The sequence below is a fragment of the Halolamina salifodinae genome, from assembly GCF_017874235.1.
Taxonomy (GTDB): Archaea; Halobacteriota; Halobacteria; order Halobacteriales; family Haloferacaceae; genus Halolamina; species Halolamina salifodinae.
Genome location: NZ_JAGGLC010000004.1, coordinates 80559 through 102262, shown reverse-complemented (window position 1 = coordinate 102262; position 21704 = coordinate 80559). Strand labels below are relative to the sequence as shown.

Annotated in this window: 24 protein-coding genes and 1 tRNA gene; 13 read left to right on the top strand and 12 right to left on the bottom strand. The window is 66.7% G+C overall.

The window, feature by feature from the left end; all coding sequences use genetic code 11:
* Window positions 1-30 precede the first annotated feature (30 nt).
* The 3 genes from J2753_RS09960 (at window position 31) to J2753_RS09950 (ending at window position 2461) form a co-directional block, all read left to right on the top strand.
* On the top strand, window positions 31-1074 hold the full coding sequence (locus J2753_RS09960) for an Mrp/NBP35 family ATP-binding protein (RefSeq protein ID WP_209491847.1): 1044 nt from the start codon (window positions 31-33) through the stop codon (window positions 1072-1074).
* Complete coding sequence (locus J2753_RS09955; RefSeq protein ID WP_209491845.1) at window positions 1064-1363, top strand: hypothetical protein; 300 nt, start codon at window positions 1064-1066, stop codon at window positions 1361-1363. The genes J2753_RS09960 and J2753_RS09955 overlap by 11 nt, the downstream gene beginning before the upstream one ends.
* A gap of 411 nt (window positions 1364-1774) precedes the next feature.
* Entirely contained in the window at window positions 1775-2461 is a 687-nt protein-coding gene (locus J2753_RS09950; RefSeq protein ID WP_209491844.1) for a uracil-DNA glycosylase, read from the top strand.
* 66 nt (window positions 2462-2527) lie between these two features.
* Here the strand turns inward: J2753_RS09950 and J2753_RS09945 are convergent, their stop codons facing one another.
* Complete coding sequence (locus J2753_RS09945; RefSeq protein WP_209491842.1) at window positions 2528-3811, bottom strand: RNA-guided endonuclease InsQ/TnpB family protein; 1284 nt, start codon at window positions 3809-3811, stop codon at window positions 2528-2530.
* A gap of 95 nt (window positions 3812-3906) precedes the next feature.
* On the opposite strand from J2753_RS09945, the gene J2753_RS09940 reads away from it, so the two are divergent.
* Window positions 3907-4587 (top strand): IS6 family transposase, encoded by a 681-nt coding sequence (locus tag J2753_RS09940; protein WP_209491840.1) that lies wholly within the window; start codon window positions 3907-3909, stop codon window positions 4585-4587.
* Window positions 4588-4794: 207 nt separating this feature from the next.
* Here J2753_RS09940 and J2753_RS09935 read toward each other — a convergent pair whose 3' ends face one another.
* Window positions 4795-4998, bottom strand: coding sequence for a hypothetical protein (locus J2753_RS09935; RefSeq protein WP_209491838.1), 204 nt, complete (start codon window positions 4996-4998; stop codon window positions 4795-4797).
* Window positions 4999-5091: 93 nt separating this feature from the next.
* On the opposite strand from J2753_RS09935, the gene J2753_RS09930 reads away from it, so the two are divergent.
* The 6 genes from J2753_RS09930 to J2753_RS09905 all read left to right on the top strand — a co-directional run bounded on the left by J2753_RS09930 (window position 5092) and on the right by J2753_RS09905 (window position 10741).
* Window positions 5092-5844, top strand: coding sequence for a hypothetical protein (locus J2753_RS09930; protein ID WP_209491836.1), 753 nt, complete (start codon window positions 5092-5094; stop codon window positions 5842-5844).
* A gap of 53 nt (window positions 5845-5897) precedes the next feature.
* Window positions 5898-5979: transfer RNA gene (locus J2753_RS09925), tRNA-Ser, on the top strand.
* Window positions 5980-6137: 158 nt separating this feature from the next.
* The gene (locus J2753_RS09920) at window positions 6138-9044 is read left to right on the top strand and encodes a hypothetical protein (protein WP_209491834.1); all 2907 of its coding nucleotides are present in this window, start codon (window positions 6138-6140) and stop codon (window positions 9042-9044) included.
* Window positions 9045-9100: 56 nt separating this feature from the next.
* Complete coding sequence (locus J2753_RS09915) at window positions 9101-9424, top strand: DUF5785 family protein (RefSeq protein ID WP_209491832.1); 324 nt, start codon at window positions 9101-9103, stop codon at window positions 9422-9424.
* A gap of 226 nt (window positions 9425-9650) precedes the next feature.
* On the top strand, window positions 9651-9953 hold the full coding sequence (locus J2753_RS09910) for a DUF7552 domain-containing protein (RefSeq protein ID WP_209491830.1): 303 nt from the start codon (window positions 9651-9653) through the stop codon (window positions 9951-9953).
* Entirely contained in the window at window positions 9950-10741 is a 792-nt protein-coding gene (locus J2753_RS09905; RefSeq protein ID WP_209491828.1) for a DUF7260 family protein, read from the top strand. Before J2753_RS09910 ends, J2753_RS09905 begins: the two co-directional genes overlap by 4 nt.
* A 33-nt stretch (window positions 10742-10774) precedes the next feature.
* Here J2753_RS09905 and udk read toward each other — a convergent pair whose 3' ends face one another.
* Genes udk through J2753_RS09890 form a run of 3 tightly spaced genes read right to left on the bottom strand, consistent with a single transcriptional unit; the run spans window position 10775 to window position 12991 of the window.
* On the bottom strand, window positions 10775-11464 hold the full coding sequence (udk, locus tag J2753_RS09900; RefSeq protein WP_209491826.1) for a uridine kinase: 690 nt from the start codon (window positions 11462-11464) through the stop codon (window positions 10775-10777).
* A gap of 60 nt (window positions 11465-11524) precedes the next feature.
* Complete coding sequence (locus J2753_RS09895) at window positions 11525-11701, bottom strand: hypothetical protein (protein ID WP_209491825.1); 177 nt, start codon at window positions 11699-11701, stop codon at window positions 11525-11527.
* Between the two features lie 27 nt (window positions 11702-11728).
* Window positions 11729-12991 carry a geranylgeranylglyceryl/heptaprenylglyceryl phosphate synthase gene (locus tag J2753_RS09890; protein ID WP_209491823.1) on the bottom strand — a complete coding sequence of 421 codons (1263 nt, stop codon included), beginning with the start codon at window positions 12989-12991 and terminating at the stop codon, window positions 11729-11731.
* Between the two features lie 85 nt (window positions 12992-13076).
* On the opposite strand from J2753_RS09890, the gene J2753_RS09885 reads away from it, so the two are divergent.
* Complete coding sequence (locus tag J2753_RS09885) at window positions 13077-14375, top strand: hypothetical protein (RefSeq protein WP_209491822.1); 1299 nt, start codon at window positions 13077-13079, stop codon at window positions 14373-14375.
* A 50-nt stretch (window positions 14376-14425) separates the two neighbouring features.
* On the top strand, window positions 14426-15271 hold the full coding sequence (locus J2753_RS09880) for a ZIP family metal transporter (RefSeq protein ID WP_245334592.1): 846 nt from the start codon (window positions 14426-14428) through the stop codon (window positions 15269-15271).
* Here J2753_RS09880 and J2753_RS09875 read toward each other — a convergent pair whose 3' ends face one another.
* Genes J2753_RS09875 through J2753_RS09865 form a run of 3 tightly spaced genes read right to left on the bottom strand, consistent with a single transcriptional unit; the run spans window position 15272 to window position 17667 of the window.
* The gene (locus J2753_RS09875) at window positions 15272-15592 is read right to left on the bottom strand and encodes a hypothetical protein (protein WP_209491820.1); all 321 of its coding nucleotides are present in this window, start codon (window positions 15590-15592) and stop codon (window positions 15272-15274) included.
* Window positions 15593-15651: 59 nt separating this feature from the next.
* The gene (locus J2753_RS09870; RefSeq protein WP_209491818.1) at window positions 15652-16656 is read right to left on the bottom strand and encodes a DUF7490 domain-containing protein; all 1005 of its coding nucleotides are present in this window, start codon (window positions 16654-16656) and stop codon (window positions 15652-15654) included.
* 21 nt (window positions 16657-16677) lie between these two features.
* On the bottom strand, window positions 16678-17667 hold the full coding sequence (locus J2753_RS09865; RefSeq protein WP_209491816.1) for an alpha/beta hydrolase: 990 nt from the start codon (window positions 17665-17667) through the stop codon (window positions 16678-16680).
* A 344-nt stretch (window positions 17668-18011) separates the two neighbouring features.
* Here J2753_RS09865 and J2753_RS09860 point away from each other — a divergent pair, with 344 nt between their 5' ends.
* Window positions 18012-18893 carry a winged helix-turn-helix domain-containing protein gene (locus J2753_RS09860; RefSeq protein ID WP_209491814.1) on the top strand — a complete coding sequence of 294 codons (882 nt, stop codon included), beginning with the start codon at window positions 18012-18014 and terminating at the stop codon, window positions 18891-18893.
* Window positions 18894-18936: 43 nt separating this feature from the next.
* Here J2753_RS09860 and J2753_RS09855 read toward each other — a convergent pair whose 3' ends face one another.
* From J2753_RS09855 to secY, 4 genes are all read right to left on the bottom strand, one after another.
* On the bottom strand, window positions 18937-19362 hold the full coding sequence (locus tag J2753_RS09855; protein WP_209491812.1) for a universal stress protein: 426 nt from the start codon (window positions 19360-19362) through the stop codon (window positions 18937-18939).
* A 121-nt stretch (window positions 19363-19483) separates the two neighbouring features.
* The gene (locus tag J2753_RS09850) at window positions 19484-19669 is read right to left on the bottom strand and encodes a DUF7511 domain-containing protein (protein ID WP_209491810.1); all 186 of its coding nucleotides are present in this window, start codon (window positions 19667-19669) and stop codon (window positions 19484-19486) included.
* 148 nt (window positions 19670-19817) lie between these two features.
* The gene (locus J2753_RS09845) at window positions 19818-20060 is read right to left on the bottom strand and encodes a UPF0058 family protein (RefSeq protein WP_209491808.1); all 243 of its coding nucleotides are present in this window, start codon (window positions 20058-20060) and stop codon (window positions 19818-19820) included.
* Window positions 20061-20216: 156 nt separating this feature from the next.
* Window positions 20217-21701, bottom strand: coding sequence for a preprotein translocase subunit SecY (secY, locus tag J2753_RS09840; protein WP_209491806.1), 1485 nt, complete (start codon window positions 21699-21701; stop codon window positions 20217-20219).
* Window positions 21702-21704: the final 3 nt, after the last annotated feature.

Below are 21704 nucleotides of genomic sequence, written 5' to 3'. Positions count from 1 at the left end.
CCTCATTAGCGGACCGCACCTCCCTCAGCTATGGACGAAGCCGCCGTACGCGACCTGCTCGCGGAGGTCGAGGACCCGGCGCTGGGCGACGACCTCGTCTCGCTGGGACTCGTCAACGCCATCGAGGTCGAAGAGGGAACCGCGAAGATATCGCTCGCGCTGGGTGCGCCGTACGCCCCCCACGAGTCGGCCATCGCCGCCGAGGTCCGGGAGACGCTTCAGGACGCCGGCCTCGAGGTCGAACTCTCGGCGAACATCCCGGACGACACTGCCGAGGAGGATCAGGTGCTCCCGGGCGTGAAGAACATCATCGCCGTCGCCTCCGGGAAAGGTGGGGTCGGCAAGTCGACGATGGCGGTCAACATCGCCGCCGGCCTCTCGAAACTCGGCGCCAACGTGGGCCTGTTCGACGCCGACGTCTACGGCCCGAACGTCCCCCGGATGCTCGACGCCGACGAGGCGCCCCGTGCCACGGACTCGGACACCATCATCCCGCCCGAGAAGTTCGGTGTGAAGCTGATGTCGATGGCGTTCCTCTCCGGCGAGGACGACCCCGTCATCTGGCGTGGCCCGATGGTGCATAAGCTCCTGACCCAACTGGTCGAGGACGTGGAGTGGGGCGAACTGGACTACATGGTGCTCGACCTGCCGCCGGGCACGGGTGACACGCAGCTGACCATCCTCCAGACGCTGCCGCTGACTGGCTCCGTCGTCGTCACGACGCCGCAGGGCGTCGCCGTCGACGACGCGCGGAAGGGGCTGCGGATGTTCGGCAAGCACGAGACGCCGGTGCTCGGCATCGCCGAGAACATGTCCTCGTTCCACTGCCCGGACTGTGGCAGCCAGCACCAGATCTTCGGCGAGGGTGGCGGCCGCGAACTCGCCGAGGAGAACGACCTGCCGTTCCTCGGCGGCATCCCGCTGGACCCGTCGATCCGCCAGGGCGGCGACGAGGGGAAGCCGGTCGTGCTGCGGGAGGGCGAGACCGCCGACGCGTTCCGCGTGCTGACCGAGAACGTCGCCAACAACGTCGGCGTGATCCGCCGGCAGAGCGTGCAGCAGCATGGCTGGTGAGAACGGCGAAACGGACGGCGACGAGCCAGACTGGCAGATGGCGCCCGACTCCGAGTCGACGTTCCCGGAGGACACCGAAAAGCGGGAGGTGCTCCGGGAGGTCGCCGACGAGATCCGCGCCCGCGACGACTCCTCGGAGGCGTCGCAGGTGTCGGCGTTCCTGTACCGGGTGTCGGATCTGTACAAGGAGGGCGAGGAGACGTCGCCGGCCGAGATCTACCTGAACATGCGCCACATCATGGACATCAAGGCGCAGGGTGGGCTGGATCGCGGTCGTGATGACGAGTAGAGCGGTTTTGAGGGGTGTTTTGGTGGGTGCGTCTGGCAACACTACCAGCAACAGCAGGACTATCGTTGACCACTTGTGACCGCACTGCCCCGCACAGGCCACAGCCTCCCCAGCCGACTCGCTCGGGCTTACCCCTCGCTCACCCTCCGAGGGAGCAAGCTCCCTCGTGGCCCCACTCGCTACCGCTCGCGGGACCCTCGCGCTTGGTTCGCGCCCGTTGACGCGAACGCTTCGCGCGCCACCGCCGGCAGCGGTTGCGGCGCGGTCCAATTTGCCAAGGGAACTCCGCGGTGATGTTCGCGGTCGCTGAATCGGCGTCCTCCGTAGCCTCAAACGCGATATTACACCCACCGAGCAATCAGCCACCGAATTAGCGAACCGTTTTTCGGTCGCCACACCTCACATCGAATCGTGGACGCCCACCAGGACACCCTCGCAAACCCGTTCAGCATGGACGAGGACTGCCGGAACTGCCCGGCGCTGGCTGACTGCCGCGAGCACGTGGTCCACGGCTACGGCGACGCCGGCGGGGAGTTCGTCTTCCTCGGCGAGGCTCCCTCGGCGGGCGCCGAAGCCACGGGCGTCCCCTTCACCGGCGACGCGGCGGGCGAGCGCATCCAACGAATTCTCGGCGAACTCGGCTTCTCGCGCTCGGCGCCCGATGTCGCAGAGCGAAGCTCTGCGGGCAACCAGAACTCTCCGAGTTCTGGTGACGTCTCCGAACCGGATATTCAGAACGCCTACCTGACCTATCTCTCGCGCTGTCGCCACCCAGAGCGGACGGCCAGCGACGACGAGGTCCGGAACTGCGAGCCGTTCCTGAACGCGGAACTCCGGATGATCAACCCCGAGATCATCGTCCCCATCGGCGACCGAGTGCTGCGGGAGTTGGCCGTCGAGTACACCACCCGCGCGCCCGACAGCTTCGACGCCGCCGCGGAACACGCGACGACGGTGCGGGGCCGGGGGTTCGAGTTGGTGCCGATGATCCCGCCCGCCGAGCAGACCGACGCCCAGGAAGCCGAGTTCGTCGAGCACGTGAAAGAGAACGTCTTCTCGCGGGACTATCGGCAGACAAAGGGACGGCAGAGCCGTTGACATCCTCCCGCGCGTGAACACGCGGGAATCCCACGGTATCGCGCCGCTGGTTTGGGATATTAGGGTTTACGAGCCTTCGTGTTCTCGCGGTTCAAACGAACCGCTCTCTGAATCGAACACGAAAGTCGATGGCTGTGCCAACCAGCCGTTACTCCTATCTCCCCCATCACAGGCGAGACTCGGAGGTACTTTCCGTCTAATGTTCTCCGCTCCATTCACGTCCGCGTTAGCCACCAGTTCACACGAATCGCACACGTACAGTCCTCGCTCCACACGATTCGCTTTGCGAGAACGACCACAACCCGAACACGATTTCGACGTATCGCGCTCTGAAACACGCTCAACCGTGATGCCCTCGGCTTCAGCCTTGTATTCAAGCAGTGACGTGAATCGGTCAAACGCCCACGAGTGCAAGTCGAGGTTCCCATGCTTGCCCCAATCCTTCACATTCCCGTTCTTATCCTCACGAACGCCACCAAGTTCACCGATGGCAATCGTTCCAACGTCCTCTTCGACACATCGTTCGACAATATGTTTGGAGAGCGCGTGGAAGTAATGGGTACGACGATTGGCTTTCTTCTCGTTCAATCGCGTGGCCCGTTCAGAGGATGAGTCGTCACAGCGAGCGATATGCTTGCTGTAATAGTAATCGTCCTGTTTCAAGCAGTCCAACGGGTACAACTCCGCGAAGCCGTCCTCGTAGGCGAGTGCGGCGAAGTTGTTCACGCCGAGGTCAATCCCCACGGTTTTCTCGCCGGGCGATTCGGGGACTTCAACCTCGATTTTGCAGACGAGGTGGAGTTTCCACTCGTTCCTCACCGTGTTCCAGACGGCGCGGACTTGTTGGACGCTTTGTACGTCTTCTAAGTCCACGTCTGGTCGTGTCTTGATGTCGCAGAGGATGAAGTCGGAGTAGTGTTCTTTCAGGTTTCGGCCTTTGGAGAGGCGGACCCTGCCGAACTTGGTATCGACTTTGAAGCCTTTCTGTTTGAACGTGACCGTCGAACGCGGGTGGTCGTCGTTGTGTTTGCGGTAGCCGGGCGGGTTCGCTTTCGAGTCCCCGTTTTGGCGTTTGCTGGTCCAGCCGTCGAACGCTTCAGCGAGTTCTTCGAGAACGCGCTGACTCGATTGCGAGTGCAAGTCGGCGTAGCGTTCGTGGGCTTTCAGGTAGGATTTCAAGTCGTCTTCTTCGGGGATGTGGCCAGTTTCGTTCCAAACGCGGTCGCAGGTCCAGCGACCGACGTTCCAGAGTTTGCTGGCGGCGAATCCGAGCGCGTCGAGGTCAGGTTGGACTTGTTGCTGGTTCTGAATGGAAGCAACGACGGTCCTGTCCACGACCTCTATCGCCATACATAACGTATGCTGTCAGGCTTACATAATACTACTTATGGCATTGTCTAGTTAAGCCAGTTTGAGAAGTGAGCAGTTCGTTGGTTTCGGTGTTTATGCTCGACCAAGAACTGCTCAAAGAGACGTTGAACACAGCGAATCTTGAATGTTGGGAGCGAGAGCGGACGGCGACGCCCGTCAGGGCGTTCGCCGTCCGGCTCCACGCGACCGGCTGTTCGCTTCGAGAAACGAAAGAAATTCTCCGATTATTCGGCGTTGAACGTTCACATCAAGCAATTTGCCAGTGGGTTCACCGAGTCGCTGATAACGTCGGCGACCCGCCGACAGCGCAGCCGTCGCGGGTCGCGGTTGACGAGACCGCTATCAAGATTAACGGCGAATGGTCTTGGCTGTACGCTGCAATAGACCTCGATACAAAGTTGATCCTTGACGTGGAGCTGTTCGGACGGCACGGTACCGATCCAGCGGCTGCGTTCATTCACGGACTCCGTGAGAAACACGACCTCTCAGACGCTGTGTTTCTCGTTGACCAGTTCGGCTATCGGACTGCCCTCTCTCGCTTAGGACTCAACGGTCGGGTTGACTATACAGACCGAAACCTCATCGAAAAGTGGTTTCACACCCTCAAAATGCGTATCGACCGTTTCCACAACTCGTGGGTCGGCAGTCGGGCGAGCGCACGCGAATGGTTTGAACAGTTCATGCACTACTACAACCGCCAGAGACCGCACCAATCACTTGACGGACGAACGCCAGCTGAAGCCGTGCTTAACTAGACAGTGCCCTACTTATTTTCGTGAGAGCGTGGAATATCCAGCCGTGCAATCGCACGGTGGGACGTGGCGAGCATTGTCGGATTCATCCCGCGCCTAAAGGCGCGGGTATTCTCCTTGCTCTGTATAACTCAGCCGCGACGCGACCCGCCGGAGCCGCCGTGCTCCGGCCACGGAGCGTGATGCCGCGGCTGTGTCGTGCCGCCCCAGCTACCAGTAGCTTGTTTCGTCGGGTACGCCACGACTGCCGACGACGACACCCGTCGCGACGGCGACGACGACCAGCGCGAACGTCGCCGCGCTGGGGAGCGTCGACGCCGAGTCGGGGAGCAGTCGGAGGAACGTCGCGAGTCCGCCGAGCGACAGCGCCGAGACGGCGCCGGCGACGAGCAACGCGCTGCGGGAGCCGAACATGCTGTCAGGGTCGGCGGGCGGGCGCTTAAACGCGGCGCTGGTCGTCGTCCGGGACCCGCCGGATTGAAGCGGGTCGCCGGCCGACAGTCGCCCATGACTGTCGTCGCGCTACTCGCCGATCCGCCACGGCCCGGGGTTCGCTTCCCGGACCTCGCTGCGACAAGCCCGCTGAACGCAGAGGAGGTCGCCGAACTCGCGGCCGCGATGGACAAGGACGCCATGCGGGCCGTCGAGCGCTCCGGCGCCGACCTGCTGGTGAACTACCTCCCGGGCGAACTGCTCGACGAGGAGCACCAGACCGAGGTCCCGACCGAGGCAGAGATCCGCGCGCTCGCTGCCGAGGCGCTGGAGGACGTGGGAAACGTCCGCTTCGAGCCACAGGTCGGTTCGACGGCCAGCGCCCGCGTCGGCAACACGGTCACCCATCTGCTCCGCGATGAGGAGGAAGTCGGCTCCGTCGCGGTACTCCCCGGCAACACCCCCTTTGTCACCCGCACGGTGATCGACTCCTCGGCGATGAAGCTCCGGGCGAACGAGGTCGTGCTCGGCCCCGGCACCGGTGGCTCGGTGTACTACGCCGGCTTCACCGACACTGTCGACTTCTCGGAGTCGATGACGCCACCGGTGCTGAACACGCTCGCGGAGTTGGCCCGCGGCGCCGGCCACGATACCGAGTTCATCCCGACCCAGCCGACAGTCCGGACCGGCGAGGAACTCGCGAGCGTGGTCGCGGAGATCCGCGCCCGCGTCGCTGCCGAGCGTGTGGTGCCGGCGTTCACCACCGAACTGATCGAGGAGTACGGCCTGCTCGTCGACGAGGACGGCGAACTGGTCCGACACGGGTGACCGCCCGAGAGCGGTAGCTTCAACCCATCGGGGCGAGAAACCTGGGTCGTCGCGGTGGGATGGCAGAGTGGCCTATTGCGCCGGTCTTGAAAACCGGTGGCGCAAGCCTCCTGGGTTCGAATCCCAGTCCCACCGTCGTCTTCGAACGATAGTGAGAAGCGACGGCTCCCGGTAGCTCGCTACTGTGGGATTTTCGAACAGCGTTAATCGGGCCCGATTTTTATCCGTCGCTGTCGCGTTCTTCAATACGGGATATGGGACACGGTAAGCTGTCAACGTCCGTAGCGGTAGCCATGGCGCTAGCCGTCATCACCGCGGGGGCGGTGGGTGGCGCCGTCGGCGAGACGGGGGAGACAGGGTTCGAAACAGCCACAGCGCCATCGGGCGCCGACAGGCCCGCCAACGCGACTGTGACTTTCGGCTACGTCGGCCAAAACTCGGGCACTGTCATGCTGTCGACGGCCAACGGCAGCCAGATCGACACGGGCGTCTCGGCGAAGATCGTCGGGCATGGCGCCGAGTTCGACGGCGACGGGGCCGTCGAGGTGCCGTACGTGACCAGCGACGGGACCCTTGGCGTGGTCGACCGGACGGGCGAGAAGACGGTTCTAAGCAACAGCGCCAGTTCGACGACGACGAAGATGGCCATCGGTGACCTCGACGGCGACGGCACGTCGCGCTTGTACTACGCCGACTCAAACAACAAACTCCGGTGGGTAAACGCCAGCGGCACGACGGGCGGCGTTGCGAACGGCGCTGACGCGACGGCCGCGCTCGGTGTCGCTGATGTGACTGGCGACGGCGTCGACGAACTCGTGTTCGTCGGTACCTCGACGGGGCTACGTTATTACAACGAGTCCGGGGGCGACGTACAGCTGTTTTACACCAGCGATATCGGCTCCAACAGCGGCGGTCTCGGCGTGGGCGCGCCGCGTGACTTCGACGGCGACAGCGTCGCCGAGACGCCAATTACCGACGGCAGCAACATGGTGCTGGTCAACGCCGACGGAACGACCGAGACCATCGCAAGCGGGGGGATAGACAAGAGTCCCGTCGCGGGCGTCGAACTCGATACCACGGACGGCTTAGAGTTCGTCTACGCCGACAGTAAAACCCTGAAGTACGCAACGATGGGCGGCGGGAACCTCGTCACACTGACGGACGAAGACGGCCAAAACCTCCATACGACAGACGAAGCGGGCGTCGCGTGGATAAACCCCCCCGACGAGCCGCTCGTCGTAGAGACGGTCGACCTCCAGAGCGACCCACGGAACCTCACCCTCACGGTACAGCTAAGCGAGCAGGCCGAGGAACTATCAGTCACCGTCTCCGGGCCCGACTCGCGAAACTTCACGCTCTCGGCGTTCAACGCGACCGAGTCCGGGGGCTCGTGGAACTACACCACGACCTACCGGCCCAACGAGACGGGCGAGTACACCGCGAGCGTCGACCACGCACGCTCAGTCGACGGCGACGAAACCACGAGCGACAAGACGGACAACGCCACGGTGAAAGAGCCGTACAACGTCACCGCGCTGAACGCCACCGCCGACCCCGGCGCACTCCAGGTACAGTTCAACGCGACCCACCCGACAGACGGCGTCGACATGGTCGTCAATGGGTCGGGCGACGTCACGCTCGACGGGAGCGACTTCACCACGAACGACTCCTCGGCGCCGTACGTCTACACCGCCACCGCCGAGAACGCGACGGGCGGTAACTACACCGTCACGCTCGACAGCGCGACCGCCGAGGACGGGCGCGTCGACGACGAAAACCTGACCGACGACGCGTACGTCCCGCCGTTCGACGCGTACAACCTCACGTTGTCGACGACCGCGGACGGGAACCTCTCGGCCGGGTTCTCGGCGACCCACGACGTGACGGGCGCCTCCCTCTCGCTCTCCGGCCCGAGCAACGAGTCGGTCTCCTTCAGCGCGTTCGACGAGGTCGGAACCGATCCGTACCGCTACGAGACCACGCTGAACGTGAGCACCGACGGGAACTGGACGCTCACCCTCGACAGCGCGACCGCGGCGGACGGCCGCGTCGACGACGAGAACCTCACGGCCAACGCGACGCTGGACGACCGGACGCCAACGCTGCTTAACGCCACGCTGACCGACGCGACCGACGGCAACGCCGTGGTCAACGAGTCCGACCGCCTGCGCGTGGCCGCGAACGTCTCCGGCGACGTGAACGCGGTCCGGGCGGATCTCTCGGCGTTCGGCGCCGGCACCGTCGACCTCGCGGCGGGCGACGACGCCGACTACGCGGCGACCGTCGATGTGGGAAACGGCAGCCAGGGTCCCCACGCGGTCACGGTGACGGCTATCGACGGCCAGGGGAACGACGATACCGCGACGACGAACGAAATCACGCTCGACACTGCGCCCCCGGCCGTCACGGTCAGCGACGATATGACCGTCACAACCGGGACGACGGTCACGCTCTCGGCCGACGCGAGCGACAACGTGACGCGGGTGGTGTCACAGCGCTGGACCGCCGAGGGCGCGCCGGACAGCACCGGCGACAGTTGGAGTGGGAGCTACGACACCCCCGGCGAGTACGCGATCCAATACGCCGCCACCGACGCGGCGGGCAACACGGAGAGTGAGACGGTGAACGTGACTGTCGAAGAGTCGACGAAGACGACGCCGACGCCAACCCCGACTCCAACCCCGGCAGCAACCCCGACTCCAACCCCGACGCCGACCCCGACAGCAACCCCGACGCCAACCCCGACGCCGACCCCGACAGCAACCCCGACAGCAACCCCGACGCCGACCCCGACAGCAACCCCGACAGCAACCCCAACGCCGACCCCAACAGCAACCCCGGCTCCCACCTCGACGCCAACGTCGAACCCCGGTTCTGTCCCGGCATTGTCGCCGTCATCGACGCCGACCGCAACACCCACTGCCACCCCGACGGCTACCCCGAACACGTCCGAGGAGACCGCTACCCCGCCGGGCAGTGACACCGGTGAGGTGACGCAGACGCCGACGGTCACGCCGACCGACACCGCGACGGCGACCGTCACGGCCCGGGCGACGCCGCGGCCGACCCGGACCGCGGACGAGGAAGCAACGGTGGCAGAGCGCCGGACCACGCTCGGCACTCCGAGTTCCGTCGTCGGCTCGCTGCTGGCGGTGCTGTTGCTCCTGTTGGCGCTGCTCACGCTCCGGCAGGACGAGTAGCGAGCACACCGCGTCGAACGCAAAGGCTTTGGGCCGGTCGGGCGAACGCTCGACTAATGAGCGACGTCGACGACTGGCCCCACGACCCGGACGGCGAACAGGGCAGCGAAGGCCGGCGCAAGTACGGGCACGCGGTGCTCGCAAAGAAGATCGACGAGGAGGAGGACTTCCCGCTCTCGGCCGCGGAGTACGTCGAGGAGTTCGGCGACGACCCGGTCCGGATCAGCCACGAGCAGGTCGTCTCGGTCGCGGAGATCTTCGAACACGTCGGACAAGACGAGTTCGAGGACTTCGTCGAGTTCCACCAGACGCTCGGCGAGACGATGCGCGAGAACGGCTACTGGTTCTACGAGGGCGCCGAGCAGTTCGTCGACGCCTGATCAGCTCTCTCCCCGTCGACGCTTGGCTCGGAGCCCCGCCCCTCGCGATTGCTCAGTTTTAGGCTGGCCGAAAAGCCATAACGACTATATGGGTTTAGGCCAGCCTAAATAGTATGCGAACCACAGACAGCCGAAACGGATCGTGGCGCGGAACCGGGTCCCGGGGCGGCCGCCCCCGACGTGACTCGGCCGGGGAGCCGGTCCGGTGTCGGCGCGAGGTGGGCCGATGACCGAAAGACGGCTCTGTCGCCTTCGGGAGCGTATCGAGGCGCTCGCGAGCGACCGCGGGGAGTACTACCTGATCTGTGGGCGCTACGGCGACCGACCCGTGCCGGCCGACACCTGTCGGTTCGAGAGCCGTACGGCGGCCCGTCGAGCAGCGCGCGTGACCGAGGAGTACCGCGCGGCGCTCCGGAACTACGACCCCGCCCTTCCGCAGTACGACATCGTCGTCTCACAGACGCCCGGGACTGGGGGCGTGGACAGTTCGCCGGGCGCCGACGGGTCGAAACCCGGGGTGGGCCGGTGATCGAGACTCACGTCGACAGCGCCCTGGAGACCGTCGAGCGGGAACGCGAAGCGCTCGCGGAGGAGCGTGCGGCCTACGGGCGGTTCCGCCGCCGCGTCGAGTCGCTGTCGGCGACCGAGGCTCGCCCGGCGATGGGAGGCAGCGGGACTGCGCTCGGCGCTGTGGCAGCCCGGACCGGCGGCGACACGGGTGATTCGGCATGCGCGAAGGTCCGGGAGGCGTTCGCGGAGACAGTTCGGCCCTACAGCGTCGACGACATCGGCAACGACGAGCCGTTACTGGAGACGATCCGCGAGGAGCTCGGGGACGGGGTCGCGCTGGCGGTGGCGCCGACGACCGACCCAGTGTTCACGCCCCGGACCAAGCGGGCAGTGCTCTCGGCGGTCCACGACCGCCGGTGCGGCATCGACGCGACGACTGACTCGCTCGAAAGCGAGGCTAAGTCGCTCGAGGCTGTCGGCGAGACAGTGGGTGCGATCACCGACTGGATGACGATGGCCGAGGAGACGCCGCTGTCGTCGTTTGGGTTCGAGACGCTGCACGAGCGCCACGACCGCCTCACAGAGTACCGGGAACGGTGTGAGCGCCTGCTCGCCGAGCGACAGGCGCTCCTGCACCGAACGACTGGCCGGAACGCGGCCGCCGACGTGAGCCACCGTTCGCTGGTGCGTTATCTCTACCAGCCGTTCCCGGTCGTCTACCCGGTGCTGTCGACGCTCACGCGGCTCTACGACCTGCTGGCTGACTGTCAGCGCGCGGTCCGGGATCGCCTGACGCATCGGGTGTGAGAAACCGCTGACCGGACCGGCGCCGCGACTACGTTACTCCTCCTCTAAGGACATCCGCTCGCCCAACTGCTGTTCGATTGACCCGCGCTCCCACGTCCGGGTCCCCTCGCCCTCGATTTCGGCCTGGATCTTCTCCTCGAGCAGGTTCACCGCCACGGAGTTGGCCCCCTCGGGGATGATCAGGTCGGCGTGTTTCTTCGTCGGTTCGATGAACTGCTCGTGCATCGGCTTCACCGTCGAGAGATACTGGTCGATCACGTCCTCCAGTTCGCGGCCGCGTTGGATCACGTCGCGCTTGATCCGTCGGAGGATCCGCACGTCGGCGTCCGTCTCGACGTAGAGCCGCAGATCGAGCATGTCGTTGATCGCCTCGTCGTACAGGGAAAGAATTCCTTCGACGATGATCACGTCGGTCGGGAGCACCGTCACGCGCTCGTCCTTGCGGTTGTGGATCTCGAAGTCGTACTGGGGCATCTCCACTGCCTGCCCCTCCGAGAGCGCGCGCAGATGGTCACGGAGTAGCTCCCACTCGAACGCCTCCGGGTGGTCGTAGTTGACCTCCTGGCGCGCTTCCATGTCGAGGTGGCTCAGATCCTCGTAGTAGTTGTCGAGTGGGATCCGTGTCACGGACTCCCCGACGCTCTCGGTGATGAGTCGGGAGACCGTGGTCTTGCCGGCGCCGGTGCCGCCGGCGATGCCGACCACGAACGAGGGGATAGTCATCGACCGATCCGAAGTGAGCGTCGCGTTTCAAACTGCTGTTTCCGCCGCGCTGCTGCGGGCTCAGACCGGCAGTTCGAACGCCTCGGCCGCCAGGAACGCGCCGGCGACGCCGAGGCTGATGAACGCGGCCCAGACAGCGATCACTGGCTCGCTCCAGCCGTCGGTCGCCGTGACGACCGCGACCCACGCGAGCAGTCCCGACCCGAGCACGAATCCGGCTTCCGCTGGTTCGACCATACTCGCTGGTGGGTAGCCGCGAGTACGTTAGTGTGACGCTCCGCCGTCGAACAGCGAGAGGCTGAGCTGTTCGCTCCCCCGAGAGCCGTCGCCCACTCCCTCCTCACGCCCGGAGAGCGCCGCGCGGGCGACCGTCGCCGCTAGCCGGTCGGGGTCGTCGACGACCGGTGCCAGCGCGGCCCGGAGCGCGGTGCGCTGGATGTCGATGACGGGAATCCCTTCGTCGCGCTCGCTGGCTCGCTCCCGCCGATCACGGAGTTCGAGCCACGCGCGGACGGTCGCGCCGGTGTACTCGCAAGCCAGCGCAAGCGGGTCGTCGACGCCCGGCACCGTCGAGAGGAAGCGCGCACCCGGCCCGTCCGGGGCCACGCGGTCGTCGACCCATTCGCGGATCGTCTCGGGATCGGCGCCGGCGTCGAGGCGCTCCTCAGCGGCTTGTAGAATTTCGGCCTCGCGCTCGGCCACGCGGTGGAACGCGTCGCCGACGACGACGGTGTCGGCGCCGGCTTCTCGTACCGCCTGCACGTCCTCGCCGTTCGAGAGGCCGCCGCCGTACCAGACCCGCGAGCGCACCAGCGCGTCGTCCATCCGGGAGAGCGCCTCGACGGCCTCGTCGTCGCCGAACGTGCCCGAGTACTCGAGATAGAGGATTTCCGACTCCAGATGCCGGTCCGCGGCCATCGCCCGGCGCTTGGCCTCGCCCGGCGAGAGCACGTCCTCGGAACCGACGCCGGCCTCGCGGGCCGCCGCGCTGTCGGGGTTCTGGACGATGTACGCCTCGAAGGCGGCGTCCGCGAGCAGCGCCGACGTGGCGACGTTAGCCAGCCAGTCGGCGACGCTGCCCGGCAGCCACGGCGCCTTCTCGTCGATCAGGGCGGGCGCGAGGTCCTCGCGAACGCTCTCGACGGCGGCGCCGAGGGTGCCAACGAGCGCCTCGCTATCGCCGTTCAGCACTTCCGGAACGAGCAGCAGGTCCGCAGCCTCGTGGCTCTGCTTGGTGACGTGGTCGGCGCCGCTGGGTTCGTGACAGACCGGCGTCGAGAGCGGCGTGAGCAGGTCAAAGGCCGCCGCGGTGTTTTCCGGCGTCACGTCCGCCGATCCGCCGACGGAGACGGCGTCGGTCTCCGAGAGCCAGAGCGGGTAGAGCAGCGGGAGCTTCTTGGCCGCCTCGGGGTCGACCTTCGTGACGTGGTCCCAGTCGGGCACCGGGTTGGTGTCGAGCGCACTCCGGGCGAGCAGCCGAGCGAGGTCCGCGACCCGCTCGCCCCGCGCCGCGAGATGCCGTCGCATATACTGCGTCTCGCCCGCGGGCGGCAAAAACCCGGTCGGTTCGGGGATGGACAGCTTCAAACCGCTGGTCGGCCCACGGAAACGCATGTCCGGACCGCTCCGTGGGCTCGCAGACAGCCTCGCGGGCGTCGACGCGCTACCGACGCCCGCCCGCGCGGTGTTCAGTCACTACGCGGCGGGCGGATCGCTCGAACTCGCCGCGATCCGTCTCCAACAGCGCGTCGAAGACGAGATCGAACGCATCGTCGAGGACGCCTACGCCGACGTTGAGGCTGCACTCGCCGACGAGTTCGGCCGCGAATCGGTCGCGTTCTCCTACGACACCAAGCTCACCCTCCCGGTCGAACTCACGTTGGCACACGTCTACCGGCGGGCGACGGCCGCGGCGCCGCCCGGAATCGACCCCGTCTCGGGCCGGCGCGCGACCGACCCCATCTCGAAGTTCCGTCGGCGCCGCGCCGACGCCGAGGCCGACCCGGTAGAACTGGTTCGCGAGACCCGCCGCGCCCGCGAGGTGGCGGAGTTGGTCGTCGTCGCCCTGCTCGACGGCGACATGCGCGACGCGATCAACGACGGCGAGTACGAGGACTTCGGCGTCGACTTCGAGTTGGCGCCGGAGGACCGCGCCCGCGTCGCCAGCATCGCCCAAGAAGTGCTGCAAGCCGCCGTGCAGGAGCAGTTCGCGGCGTTCCCCGACGAAGTACGGGCGGCGTACGACGCCGCCGTCGACCGATCGGAAGCCCATCAGGACCGGGACCCGCATTTCCGAGAGTTAATGGCCGACGCCCTCGCCGAGAACCGATGGTTCTCGGCTGCCAACCAGAACTCTGCGAGTTCTGGTGACGTCGCAGCGGCCGAGACAGAGGCGGTCGAGGAGGCCGCCATCGAAACCGACGAGAGCGACCGCGACGATCTCGACGCCGCGGCCGCCCGCGAGGCGCTTCGCGAGGAGTACAAACACCCCGCCTTCGACGACCCGCCCGCGCTGTTCGAGGAAGCCGAACTCGATCTGCCGTATCTCGTCACCCAGTACGGCCGTGTCGGCGTCATCTACCACGGGATGGTGGAGATGTTCCGCGAGGCCGGCATCGACCTCTCGCCGGAGTTCGAGCGCGCGGTCGTGCTCTCGATCATCGGCGCCCAGATCTGGCTCGACGATGTCGACGACTTCGCGGCCGACGTGCGCGAGGGCCAGCTCACCCCCGTCACCGCGGAGTACCTGCTCGCCGACAGTGATTCCGAGGCCTACGGGGAGGTCGTCGCCATCGCTGAGTCGTACCTCGACGCCGCCCGCGACGCCGCAGCGGCCTCGAACGCGCCGATCACGGGTATCGCGGTCGAGTACATCCGCCACGACGGCGACCTCGAGAAACTCCCGCGCTGAGCCGGCCGACTACCAGCACTTTTCAACGGGAACGGCATGAGTCCCAGTAGATGGATACAGCGGATCGTGAACTGCGGGGGGAGCGTGCCCTCGGCGTCGCCGGCGTCCTGCTCCTGCTCGCGGCGACGGCGCTGGCGGCCGCGACGGGCGCGTGGAAACCGATACAGATCGGCTGGGTCGCGTTCGTGGCCATGGTCGGCGGCGTGTGGTTGTCGCTCCGGGCCGGCAACGAGCGCCCGCGTACCCTCGTCTGGGGCTCGGGGCTCGCCAGCGGCGCGATGGTCGTCAGCGTCGGGGTGTTCCTTTTACCCGACGCGCTCGGCCACCACCTCCGCTTTGGCGGCCTCGGCGTCGCGGCCGGCGTCATCGTCGGCTTCGGCGCCCACACGGTCGGCCACCGACTCTCACACGTGAACCTCCCGATGGACTCGACGGTCGCACAGTTAACCGCTCACGCGGCTGCCGCTGGCGCGATCATCGGTATCGTCTACGGCAACATGCCGGAGTTGGGGCGGCTACTCGGGGTGGCTATCGTCTCGCACAAGGGGCCCGCGGGCTATGCGGCCGCCGGGCGACTCACCCGAAACGGGCGCTCCTGGCACCCGGTACTGCTCCCGGCGGCCGGCGTCGGGGTCGTGGCGGTGCTGGCGAGTTCGGTCACGCTCCCCGCGGACCCGCGGTTCAACGCTCTGGTGTTCGGCTTCGCGACCGGGGTGTTCCTCCACGTCGCGATGGACTTCCTCCCGCGCTGTGAGTTAGGGAGCGACGTGCACGACGCGCTGAGCGTCGACGACGACGCCCACGCGATGCTCGACCGCCTGCGGCTGCACGCCGTCGCGTCGACGGCAGTCGGCGGGCTTGCGGTGGTCGCCGCCTGGTGGCTGGCGACCGCGTAGCTATTCCCGGAGTCGGCGGACCTGCCAGACCATCCCCGTGCTCACCAGCAGTAGCACCGTGAGGTTGAACGCCGCCTGGAACAGCGAGCGGTACTCGTAGGTAACCCACTGGTTGATCGCCGACGAGACGTTGAGGTACAGTTGGATCGTCGCGATCAGCGCCAGCAGCGACAGCCCACCCAGCAGCGCGTAGTTGAGCGTGCGCCGCAGGTCGCTGCGGTCGTCGCTCCCCTCGTCGGTGCGGTTCTCGGCTGGGTCGGTTCCGGTAGCCGATTCGCTCCCGCCTGCCGGTTCGATGTCGGTGTCGGTGGTGTCGGTCATGGGATCCTCCGTCTGTGGCCGCTTGTCTCTCGGTTGGTCGTCGCTCGACTGGTCGTCGCTCATCGTCGCCTCCGTGCCAGCAGGCCAGCCCCGAGCAGCGCCACGGCGGCGACGCCGGGCCCGAAGCCGGGCGTCTGGGTCACCGTCTGGGCGGCCTCGGTCCGCTCGGGCGGTTGGCCCTCGCCGTCGTCGCTGTCGAAGTCGCTGGCGTCGAACTCGACCTCGCGTCTGGTCTGGTTGCGCTCGATGGTCTCCGTCGGGTCCAGGTTGACCACGCCGGCGGCGGTGTCGATGATGACGCCGTCCCGAGAGAGCACCGCGTCGACGTAGTAGTTGTACTCGCTGGGCACCGTCACGTCGGCGGTGGCCGTCTCACTGCGCCCCTCACGCAGGCCGCCGGCGTCGACGGTGGTCCGGGCGGCGACGACGTTCGACTCGGCCTGCCGGACGATGAACGTCACCGAGAGCGAGTCGGCCTCGCTGGGCCCGGTGGCGGTGAGCCAGCCGCCGAGTTCGAGCGTGGTGCGGTTCTCGCCGGCGTCGGCGATGGAGACGGTCACCGGTTCGAGCACGGGGTCCTCGACGAAGCTCACGTTCGAGCGGGCGTAGTTGGGCGTCAGCGCCTCGACGCCGCTGACTTCGCGGCTGAACTCGTCGACGCGCGTGCCGTTCCGGTAGACGATCCCTTCCAGTACGTAGCCGCCCTCACGGGGCACCGAGAGCACCGTGGAGACGCGGCGCTCGCCCTCGGCGGTGAGGTTCCCGACCGAGAGTTCCCGCTCGGCGACGAGCAGGCCGGACTCGGCGTCGGTCGCTTTGAAGTGAACCGAGACGTTCTCCGCGGGGTTGCCGCGGTGGTCGAGCGTGGCGTACAGTCTGAGGTCGGCGGTCTGTCCCGTGATCTCCCCTGTCGCGATGTCGGCGTCGACGACCCGCACCGGTCCGGGGCGGATCGGCCCGTCGTCGCCGGGGTCGGAGATCGCCGCGGGCACCGCTGCCGCGGCGAGGAGGGTGCCGACGACGACCACGATGGCGCCGGCGGCGAGGACGCGTTTGCTGTCCATACCGTATCGGTCGCTGCTAGCCTACAAGTGCTTTGTGCTGGCATCTCGGCGGAGTTCGGCGTCGAGAAAGGCGAGTTCGTGGTTCAGCGTGCGCTCCAGCCCCTCGCCGTCGAGGGCGCTGTAATGGTCGGCCGGCACCCGGACGAGCGAGGCGTCGGGGGCCTCCTCGCTGGCGGCGGCGACGCGCTCGGCGGGCGCCACCTCGTCGTGGGCGCCGGCGACGAACAGCGCCGGGCAGGAGAGATCGGCGAGCACGTCTCGGCAGTCGTGACGTTGAAGCGTCACGAACGAGCGTGCGGGCGTCGTCCCCGGATCGCGCCCGAGCGCGGTCCGCACACTGCGTTCGGCGCCGGGGGCGACGATGGCTGCGGTCTCCCCCGGTTCGCCGAACAGTGGGACGTGGTGCCCTCGCTCACTTGCCTCGACGCCACGCAGGCGCCCCAGCGCGGAGATGGGGTAATCGGCGACCCCGCGGACCAGCCCGCGGAGTCGGGGGCGGACCCAGCCGGGAAGCAGCGTTTTCCCTGCGAGCACGGGGAACCGGGCGACGACGGCGTCGACGCGGAACGAATCGGCGGCGGCCGCGAGTGCGGTGCCAGCAGAGAGGTCCATCCCCCAGAGCGCGAGGCGGTCGCCATCGACTGCCGGGTCGTCCTGCATCGCCTCGATGGCGGCGTCGAGGTCAGCGCGCTGGCGCGCGGGCGAGAGCAGTCGTTCCTCGTCGACTTCACCGGGATTTGCCCGGTTGCTCGAGGAGCGTGGCTCCTCGCTGCCGCCAAAGCCGCGGTGGTCGAATGCGAAGACGGCGTAGCCCCGGGCCGCGAGTCGCTCGGCGGTCGGTTCGAGCGCCGCGCGCCAGCGCAGGCCCGCGCCGGGTGCGAGGACGACGACCGGCGGCGTCTCCGGGCGGTCGGGGACGAAGAGGTGGCCCTGCCGGTCGTCGAACGTGATCTCGCGGGTGGAGAACGCGTAGCGACTCGGCTTCTCGCGGCGGGCGTACCCCCCGGTCACGGCTGCTCGCTGGGCCAGGCAGGGCAGTCAGGACGGAGTCGGTGCATGCGGGCGCTTGCGCTGGCGGGGAGTAAAGCGTTCCCGTAATCCGAAACGCTCCTCACCGGAAGGTGGGTGAGGAGCCGGTCTCGTGCGGAGGCGACCGTGTGTCAGAGGCAGATCCATCCTCTCGCACGCGTGGCCCTTTTCGTCCTACCCTCTCAAAAACGCTCGGTGAACGACGTTTCACTTCCTGTGGTGAGAGAAATCGCGACAGTCCACCGGGATCGACACGCGTTTCGCGGCTCCCGTTCACTGCTGACAGCGCAGAAATTATAAGCATCTTGGGGTTCCAGTCCGGAGGGATGCGTGACGACGTCGACGGGTCAATCGAGGCGTTCGACCTCCTTTCGACCGAGGTCCGACTCGACATCCTGCGAGCACTCGGGGAGGCGGAGGCGGCCGGCGAGGAGATGCCCGTCTCCTTCACCGGCCTCCAGCGCCGCGTCGGCGTCGAGGACAACGGACGGTTCAACTACCACCTCTCGGAGCTGACCGGTCGGCTAGTCGCCAAACAGGAGGAGGGATACGAACTGAACCCCCCCGGGAGCAACATCTACCAGGCCATCGTCTCGGGGGCGTACACCGCCGACGAGGGGACCGACCCCGTGCCCGTCGAGGACGAGCACTGCCCGTACTGTGGCGCGGAGGCGGCGGCGTGGTACGGGGACAGCCGGTTCCACCTCGGCTGTAGCGTCTGTGACAACCTCGTCATCCGGTATGCCATCCCGCCGGCAAGCTTCGACCGTGAGAAGCCCGAGTCGCTGCTCCGGGCGGGCGGGACGTACATCTTTAGGGATCAGCTATCCATGCGCCAGGGGATCTGTCCCTACTGTGCGGGGACGGTCGACCGCGACCTGATCGAGGAGGGCGGGGAGTTGGAGGAGTTCAACGAACGGGTGTACTCCTCGGTGGCGAAGTTCGTCTGCAAACGGTGTGGCTGGTCGATGCATTCGGGCGTCCCGTTCGCGATGAACATCGAGCCGGCGGTGATCAGCTTCTTCCACGACCACGGGATCGCTATCTTCGAGCGCTACCCCTGGTCGATCTATCAGTACGCCGAGGACGAGGTGCTCTCACGCGACCCGTGGCGTGTCGAAGTGCGCTGTCGGATCGACGACGACGTGCTCCGCCTGGTCATCGACGAGGACGTGACGGTCGTCGAGACAGAACTGCTCGCGGCGTAGCTATCGGCCGAGCGGCCGTCGAAGCCCGCCGTGAGCTCTCCCCTCAATCGGTGCGCCCCGGCAGCGTGATCACGGGGCGGTCGGCCTCGGTCACGAGCCGGAGGGTTCGGTCCCCCGCGAGGAACTGTTTGAGTCGGCTCCCCTCCCGGGGCTGGAACGCGATGGCGCTCACCCCGAGCGTGGCGGCGACGTCGATGACGCCCGCAACGACATCGCGGCGGTAGGCTGTCTCCGTTTCGGCCTCGGGGAACTGCTCGCGGAACGCCGTGAACGCCGCTTCGGCGACGGACTCGGACTGTTCGACCGGCGTCTCGTCGGGCACGCCCTCGCCTTTCTCGACGACGTGAACGACCGTCACGCGGTCGGGGGCGTAGGGAGCGAGCGCGACTGCCGTCTCACGGGCGTCGGTCTCGGTTGCCACCGGAACGAGCAGGTGTGAGAGAAGCGATGCTGTCGGGTCGTCGGTCATGGGTCGGCGTACTGGCGCCGCTCGTTTAACGCTACCTCCGTGGTGTTGGCTCAGAACCGGGGACTCTCCCCTGACTACTCTGGGTGGTCGTCGACGTAGCCGAAAAACTGGGACCGCACCGTTACCGCACGTCTTCGAGGGCGACCGCGCTCTCCACATCGGCGGTGAGCCACTCCGTCGTCGAGCGCTCCTCGCCCGGGAAGACGGTCACCTCCGCGGGGTCGTCTTCGTCGTCGTACAGACAGCTAAGCCCGAAGTCGGGGTACGATGCCAGCAGGTCGCCCGATTGTGACTGTCGTACACTCATGATCTCACCGGCGCGGTTACCCGGCGCGCCATAATTCAACTACGAGTGCGAGAGGGATAAACGCTTCAGTCGATGAACTGATTCGTTGCCGGGACGGCGACGCCGTCGCTCGGGGATTCTGGTCAGGAACCGAACTGCCGTAGCGGAGTCAGTCGGCGGTGGCCGAGACGGTCTCGGCCTCCGCGTCGCCGTCGCCGCTTTCGAGTTCGTCAGTGACACCGTGGATCAGCGCGAACACGGCTGCCTTGTGGTCAGTTTTCGACCGGTGAATCGACGTCGGCTGGACGCCGAGCTCTCGATACTCCTCGGAGACGGTCTCACCCGCAGCGTCGAACTGGGACTGTAGTTCGGCGAGAAGGCCGTGCAGGTGGATGAGCTCCTGCTTTTTCATAGGACAACGACTGTATCGGCTGGAGGGTTATAACCTTACTCTGAGCCGGTGTACCATGACTCACGGAGTGTGGCCGCAGCTGACGCCACGCTGGCGTCGACGCTGTCGGCACTCGCCGTCGAGAAACGAATGTAGAAGGAGCCGCGGGTCGCTCGGCTACTCCGAGCCGAACATCTGGCGCATCATCGGATGCATCTCCATCAGCTGCTCCTCGGCGATCTCCTCGTACAGCTTGTACGTAATGGAGACCGTCAGCAGCAGCCCCGTTCCGGAGACCTGCCCGATGGTGCCGAGCATGTTCGCCATCACCGCCAGCAGCCCAACGAGGGCGCCGCCGATGACGGTGACCTGCGGGATGTACCGCTCCATCACCTTCTCGATCACCTGCGGGTTCCGTCGGAACCCGGGGATCTGCATCCCCGAGTTCTGGATCTGCTGGGCGGTCGCCTCCGGGCCCATCCCGGTGGTCTCGACCCAGAAGATCGCGAACACGGCGCCCCCGACGATCATGAACGTCAGGTCGACGCCGATCCGGGCGAGCACCTGCCACCAGTCCTGGGTGACGGTCGCGCCCGCGAACCACATCCACTCCTGGGGGCTCTGGATCGGCTTGAGGTACCAGAACAGCCCCTCAGTCACCTGCCCCTGATCGCTGTACTCCCCGAGCCAGGTGGGCATACCGGTCCACTGGCTGTGGAGGATCTGTCCAAGGAACTGCAGGTTCGCCTGCAGCGCCCGAACGAGGATCATCGGCAGGACGCTCGCGTAGATGAGCTTCACGGGGAACTTCCCGCGAGCACCCTTGACGCGGGCGTGCGAGAGCGGGATCTCGATCCGGACGCTCTCGGCGTAGACGACCACGACGAAGATCAGCACCGTCGTGATCATCGCGAGGATCATCCCCTGGCCGAGGAAGATCGCCGAGAGCCCTTCGCTGGTCAGCGGCGAACCCGGAAGATCGGTGCTCCCGGTGATGATCCCGATCCAGACGGCGAGGAAGCCGTCCGTGGAGTTGGCGGTCAGCCCGCTCCAGGAGAACAGCCCGCCCACCAGCCGCTGGCTCACACCAGCGATGATGAACAGGCCCACCCCGGAGCCGACCCCCCACTTGCTCACGATCTCGTCCATGAACAGGAGGAGGATCCCCCCGACGAAGATCTGGGCGAACAGCAGCCCTTCGACGCCTCGCTGGCCGATCCCGAGGGACTGTGCGACCATCGGGTCGGCGTTGAGCAGCGGGCTCGCGAACACCATCGGTGCGCCGGTCAGGATACACATCACGACGACCAGCAGCTTCTGGAGCCCCTGGTAGAGCACCTGATCACGCGGGTCGTTCTCGGTGTCCAGCCCGAGCAGGTCGGCCCCGCCCAGTAGCTGGAGGACAATCGACGCGGTGACGATTGGCCCGATCCCGAGCTGTAGGATCGATCCGGATGCGCCGGCGAGGATCGACCGGAACTGCCCGTAGAAGTCAGTCCCGCCGGTCTGGAGCCCGTAGAGCGTGACGTTCGTCAGGAAGAAGTACATCACGAGGATGCCGGCGGTCCACGTTAGCTTGCGCTTGAACGGGACGTGGCCCTCCGGCCGCGCGACCGTGGGCATCCGCGTGAGCACCGGTTCGGCGGTCTCCTTCCAACCCATCTG

What these genes read in the sequence shown, in the direction of transcription:
- J2753_RS09945 (WP_209491842.1), bottom strand. Translation starts at nt 3,811, where the DNA reads ATGGCGATAGAGGTCGTGGACAGGACCGTCGTTGCTTCCATTCAGAAC.
- secY (WP_209491806.1), bottom strand. Translation starts at nt 21,701, where the DNA reads ATGGGTTGGAAGGAGACCGCCGAACCGGTGCTCACGCGGATGCCCACG.
- J2753_RS09880 (WP_245334592.1), top strand. Translation starts at nt 14,426, where the DNA reads ATGGATACAGCGGATCGTGAACTGCGGGGGGAGCGTGCCCTCGGCGTC.
- J2753_RS09920 (WP_209491834.1), top strand. Translation starts at nt 6,138, where the DNA reads ATGGCGCTAGCCGTCATCACCGCGGGGGCGGTGGGTGGCGCCGTCGGC.
- J2753_RS09870 (WP_209491818.1), bottom strand. Translation starts at nt 16,656, where the DNA reads ATGGACAGCAAACGCGTCCTCGCCGCCGGCGCCATCGTGGTCGTCGTC.
- J2753_RS09930 (WP_209491836.1), top strand. Translation starts at nt 5,092, where the DNA reads ATGACTGTCGTCGCGCTACTCGCCGATCCGCCACGGCCCGGGGTTCGC.
- J2753_RS09895 (WP_209491825.1), bottom strand. Translation starts at nt 11,701, where the DNA reads ATGGTCGAACCAGCGGAAGCCGGATTCGTGCTCGGGTCGGGACTGCTC.
- J2753_RS09845 (WP_209491808.1), bottom strand. Translation starts at nt 20,060, where the DNA reads ATGAAAAAGCAGGAGCTCATCCACCTGCACGGCCTTCTCGCCGAACTA.
- J2753_RS09850 (WP_209491810.1), bottom strand. Translation starts at nt 19,669, where the DNA reads ATGAGTGTACGACAGTCACAATCGGGCGACCTGCTGGCATCGTACCCC.
- J2753_RS09910 (WP_209491830.1), top strand. Translation starts at nt 9,651, where the DNA reads ATGACCGAAAGACGGCTCTGTCGCCTTCGGGAGCGTATCGAGGCGCTC.
- J2753_RS09940 (WP_209491840.1), top strand. Translation starts at nt 3,907, where the DNA reads ATGCTCGACCAAGAACTGCTCAAAGAGACGTTGAACACAGCGAATCTT.
- J2753_RS09890 (WP_209491823.1), bottom strand. Translation starts at nt 12,991, where the DNA reads ATGCGACGGCATCTCGCGGCGCGGGGCGAGCGGGTCGCGGACCTCGCT.
- J2753_RS09955 (WP_209491845.1), top strand. Translation starts at nt 1,064, where the DNA reads ATGGCTGGTGAGAACGGCGAAACGGACGGCGACGAGCCAGACTGGCAG.
- J2753_RS09885 (WP_209491822.1), top strand. Translation starts at nt 13,077, where the DNA reads ATGTCCGGACCGCTCCGTGGGCTCGCAGACAGCCTCGCGGGCGTCGAC.
- J2753_RS09915 (WP_209491832.1), top strand. Translation starts at nt 9,101, where the DNA reads ATGAGCGACGTCGACGACTGGCCCCACGACCCGGACGGCGAACAGGGC.
- J2753_RS09875 (WP_209491820.1), bottom strand. Translation starts at nt 15,592, where the DNA reads ATGACCGACACCACCGACACCGACATCGAACCGGCAGGCGGGAGCGAA.
- J2753_RS09855 (WP_209491812.1), bottom strand. Translation starts at nt 19,362, where the DNA reads ATGACCGACGACCCGACAGCATCGCTTCTCTCACACCTGCTCGTTCCG.
- J2753_RS09960 (WP_209491847.1), top strand. Translation starts at nt 31, where the DNA reads ATGGACGAAGCCGCCGTACGCGACCTGCTCGCGGAGGTCGAGGACCCG.
- J2753_RS09860 (WP_209491814.1), top strand. Translation starts at nt 18,012, where the DNA reads ATGCGTGACGACGTCGACGGGTCAATCGAGGCGTTCGACCTCCTTTCG.
- J2753_RS09935 (WP_209491838.1), bottom strand. Translation starts at nt 4,998, where the DNA reads ATGTTCGGCTCCCGCAGCGCGTTGCTCGTCGCCGGCGCCGTCTCGGCG.
- udk (WP_209491826.1), bottom strand. Translation starts at nt 11,464, where the DNA reads ATGACTATCCCCTCGTTCGTGGTCGGCATCGCCGGCGGCACCGGCGCC.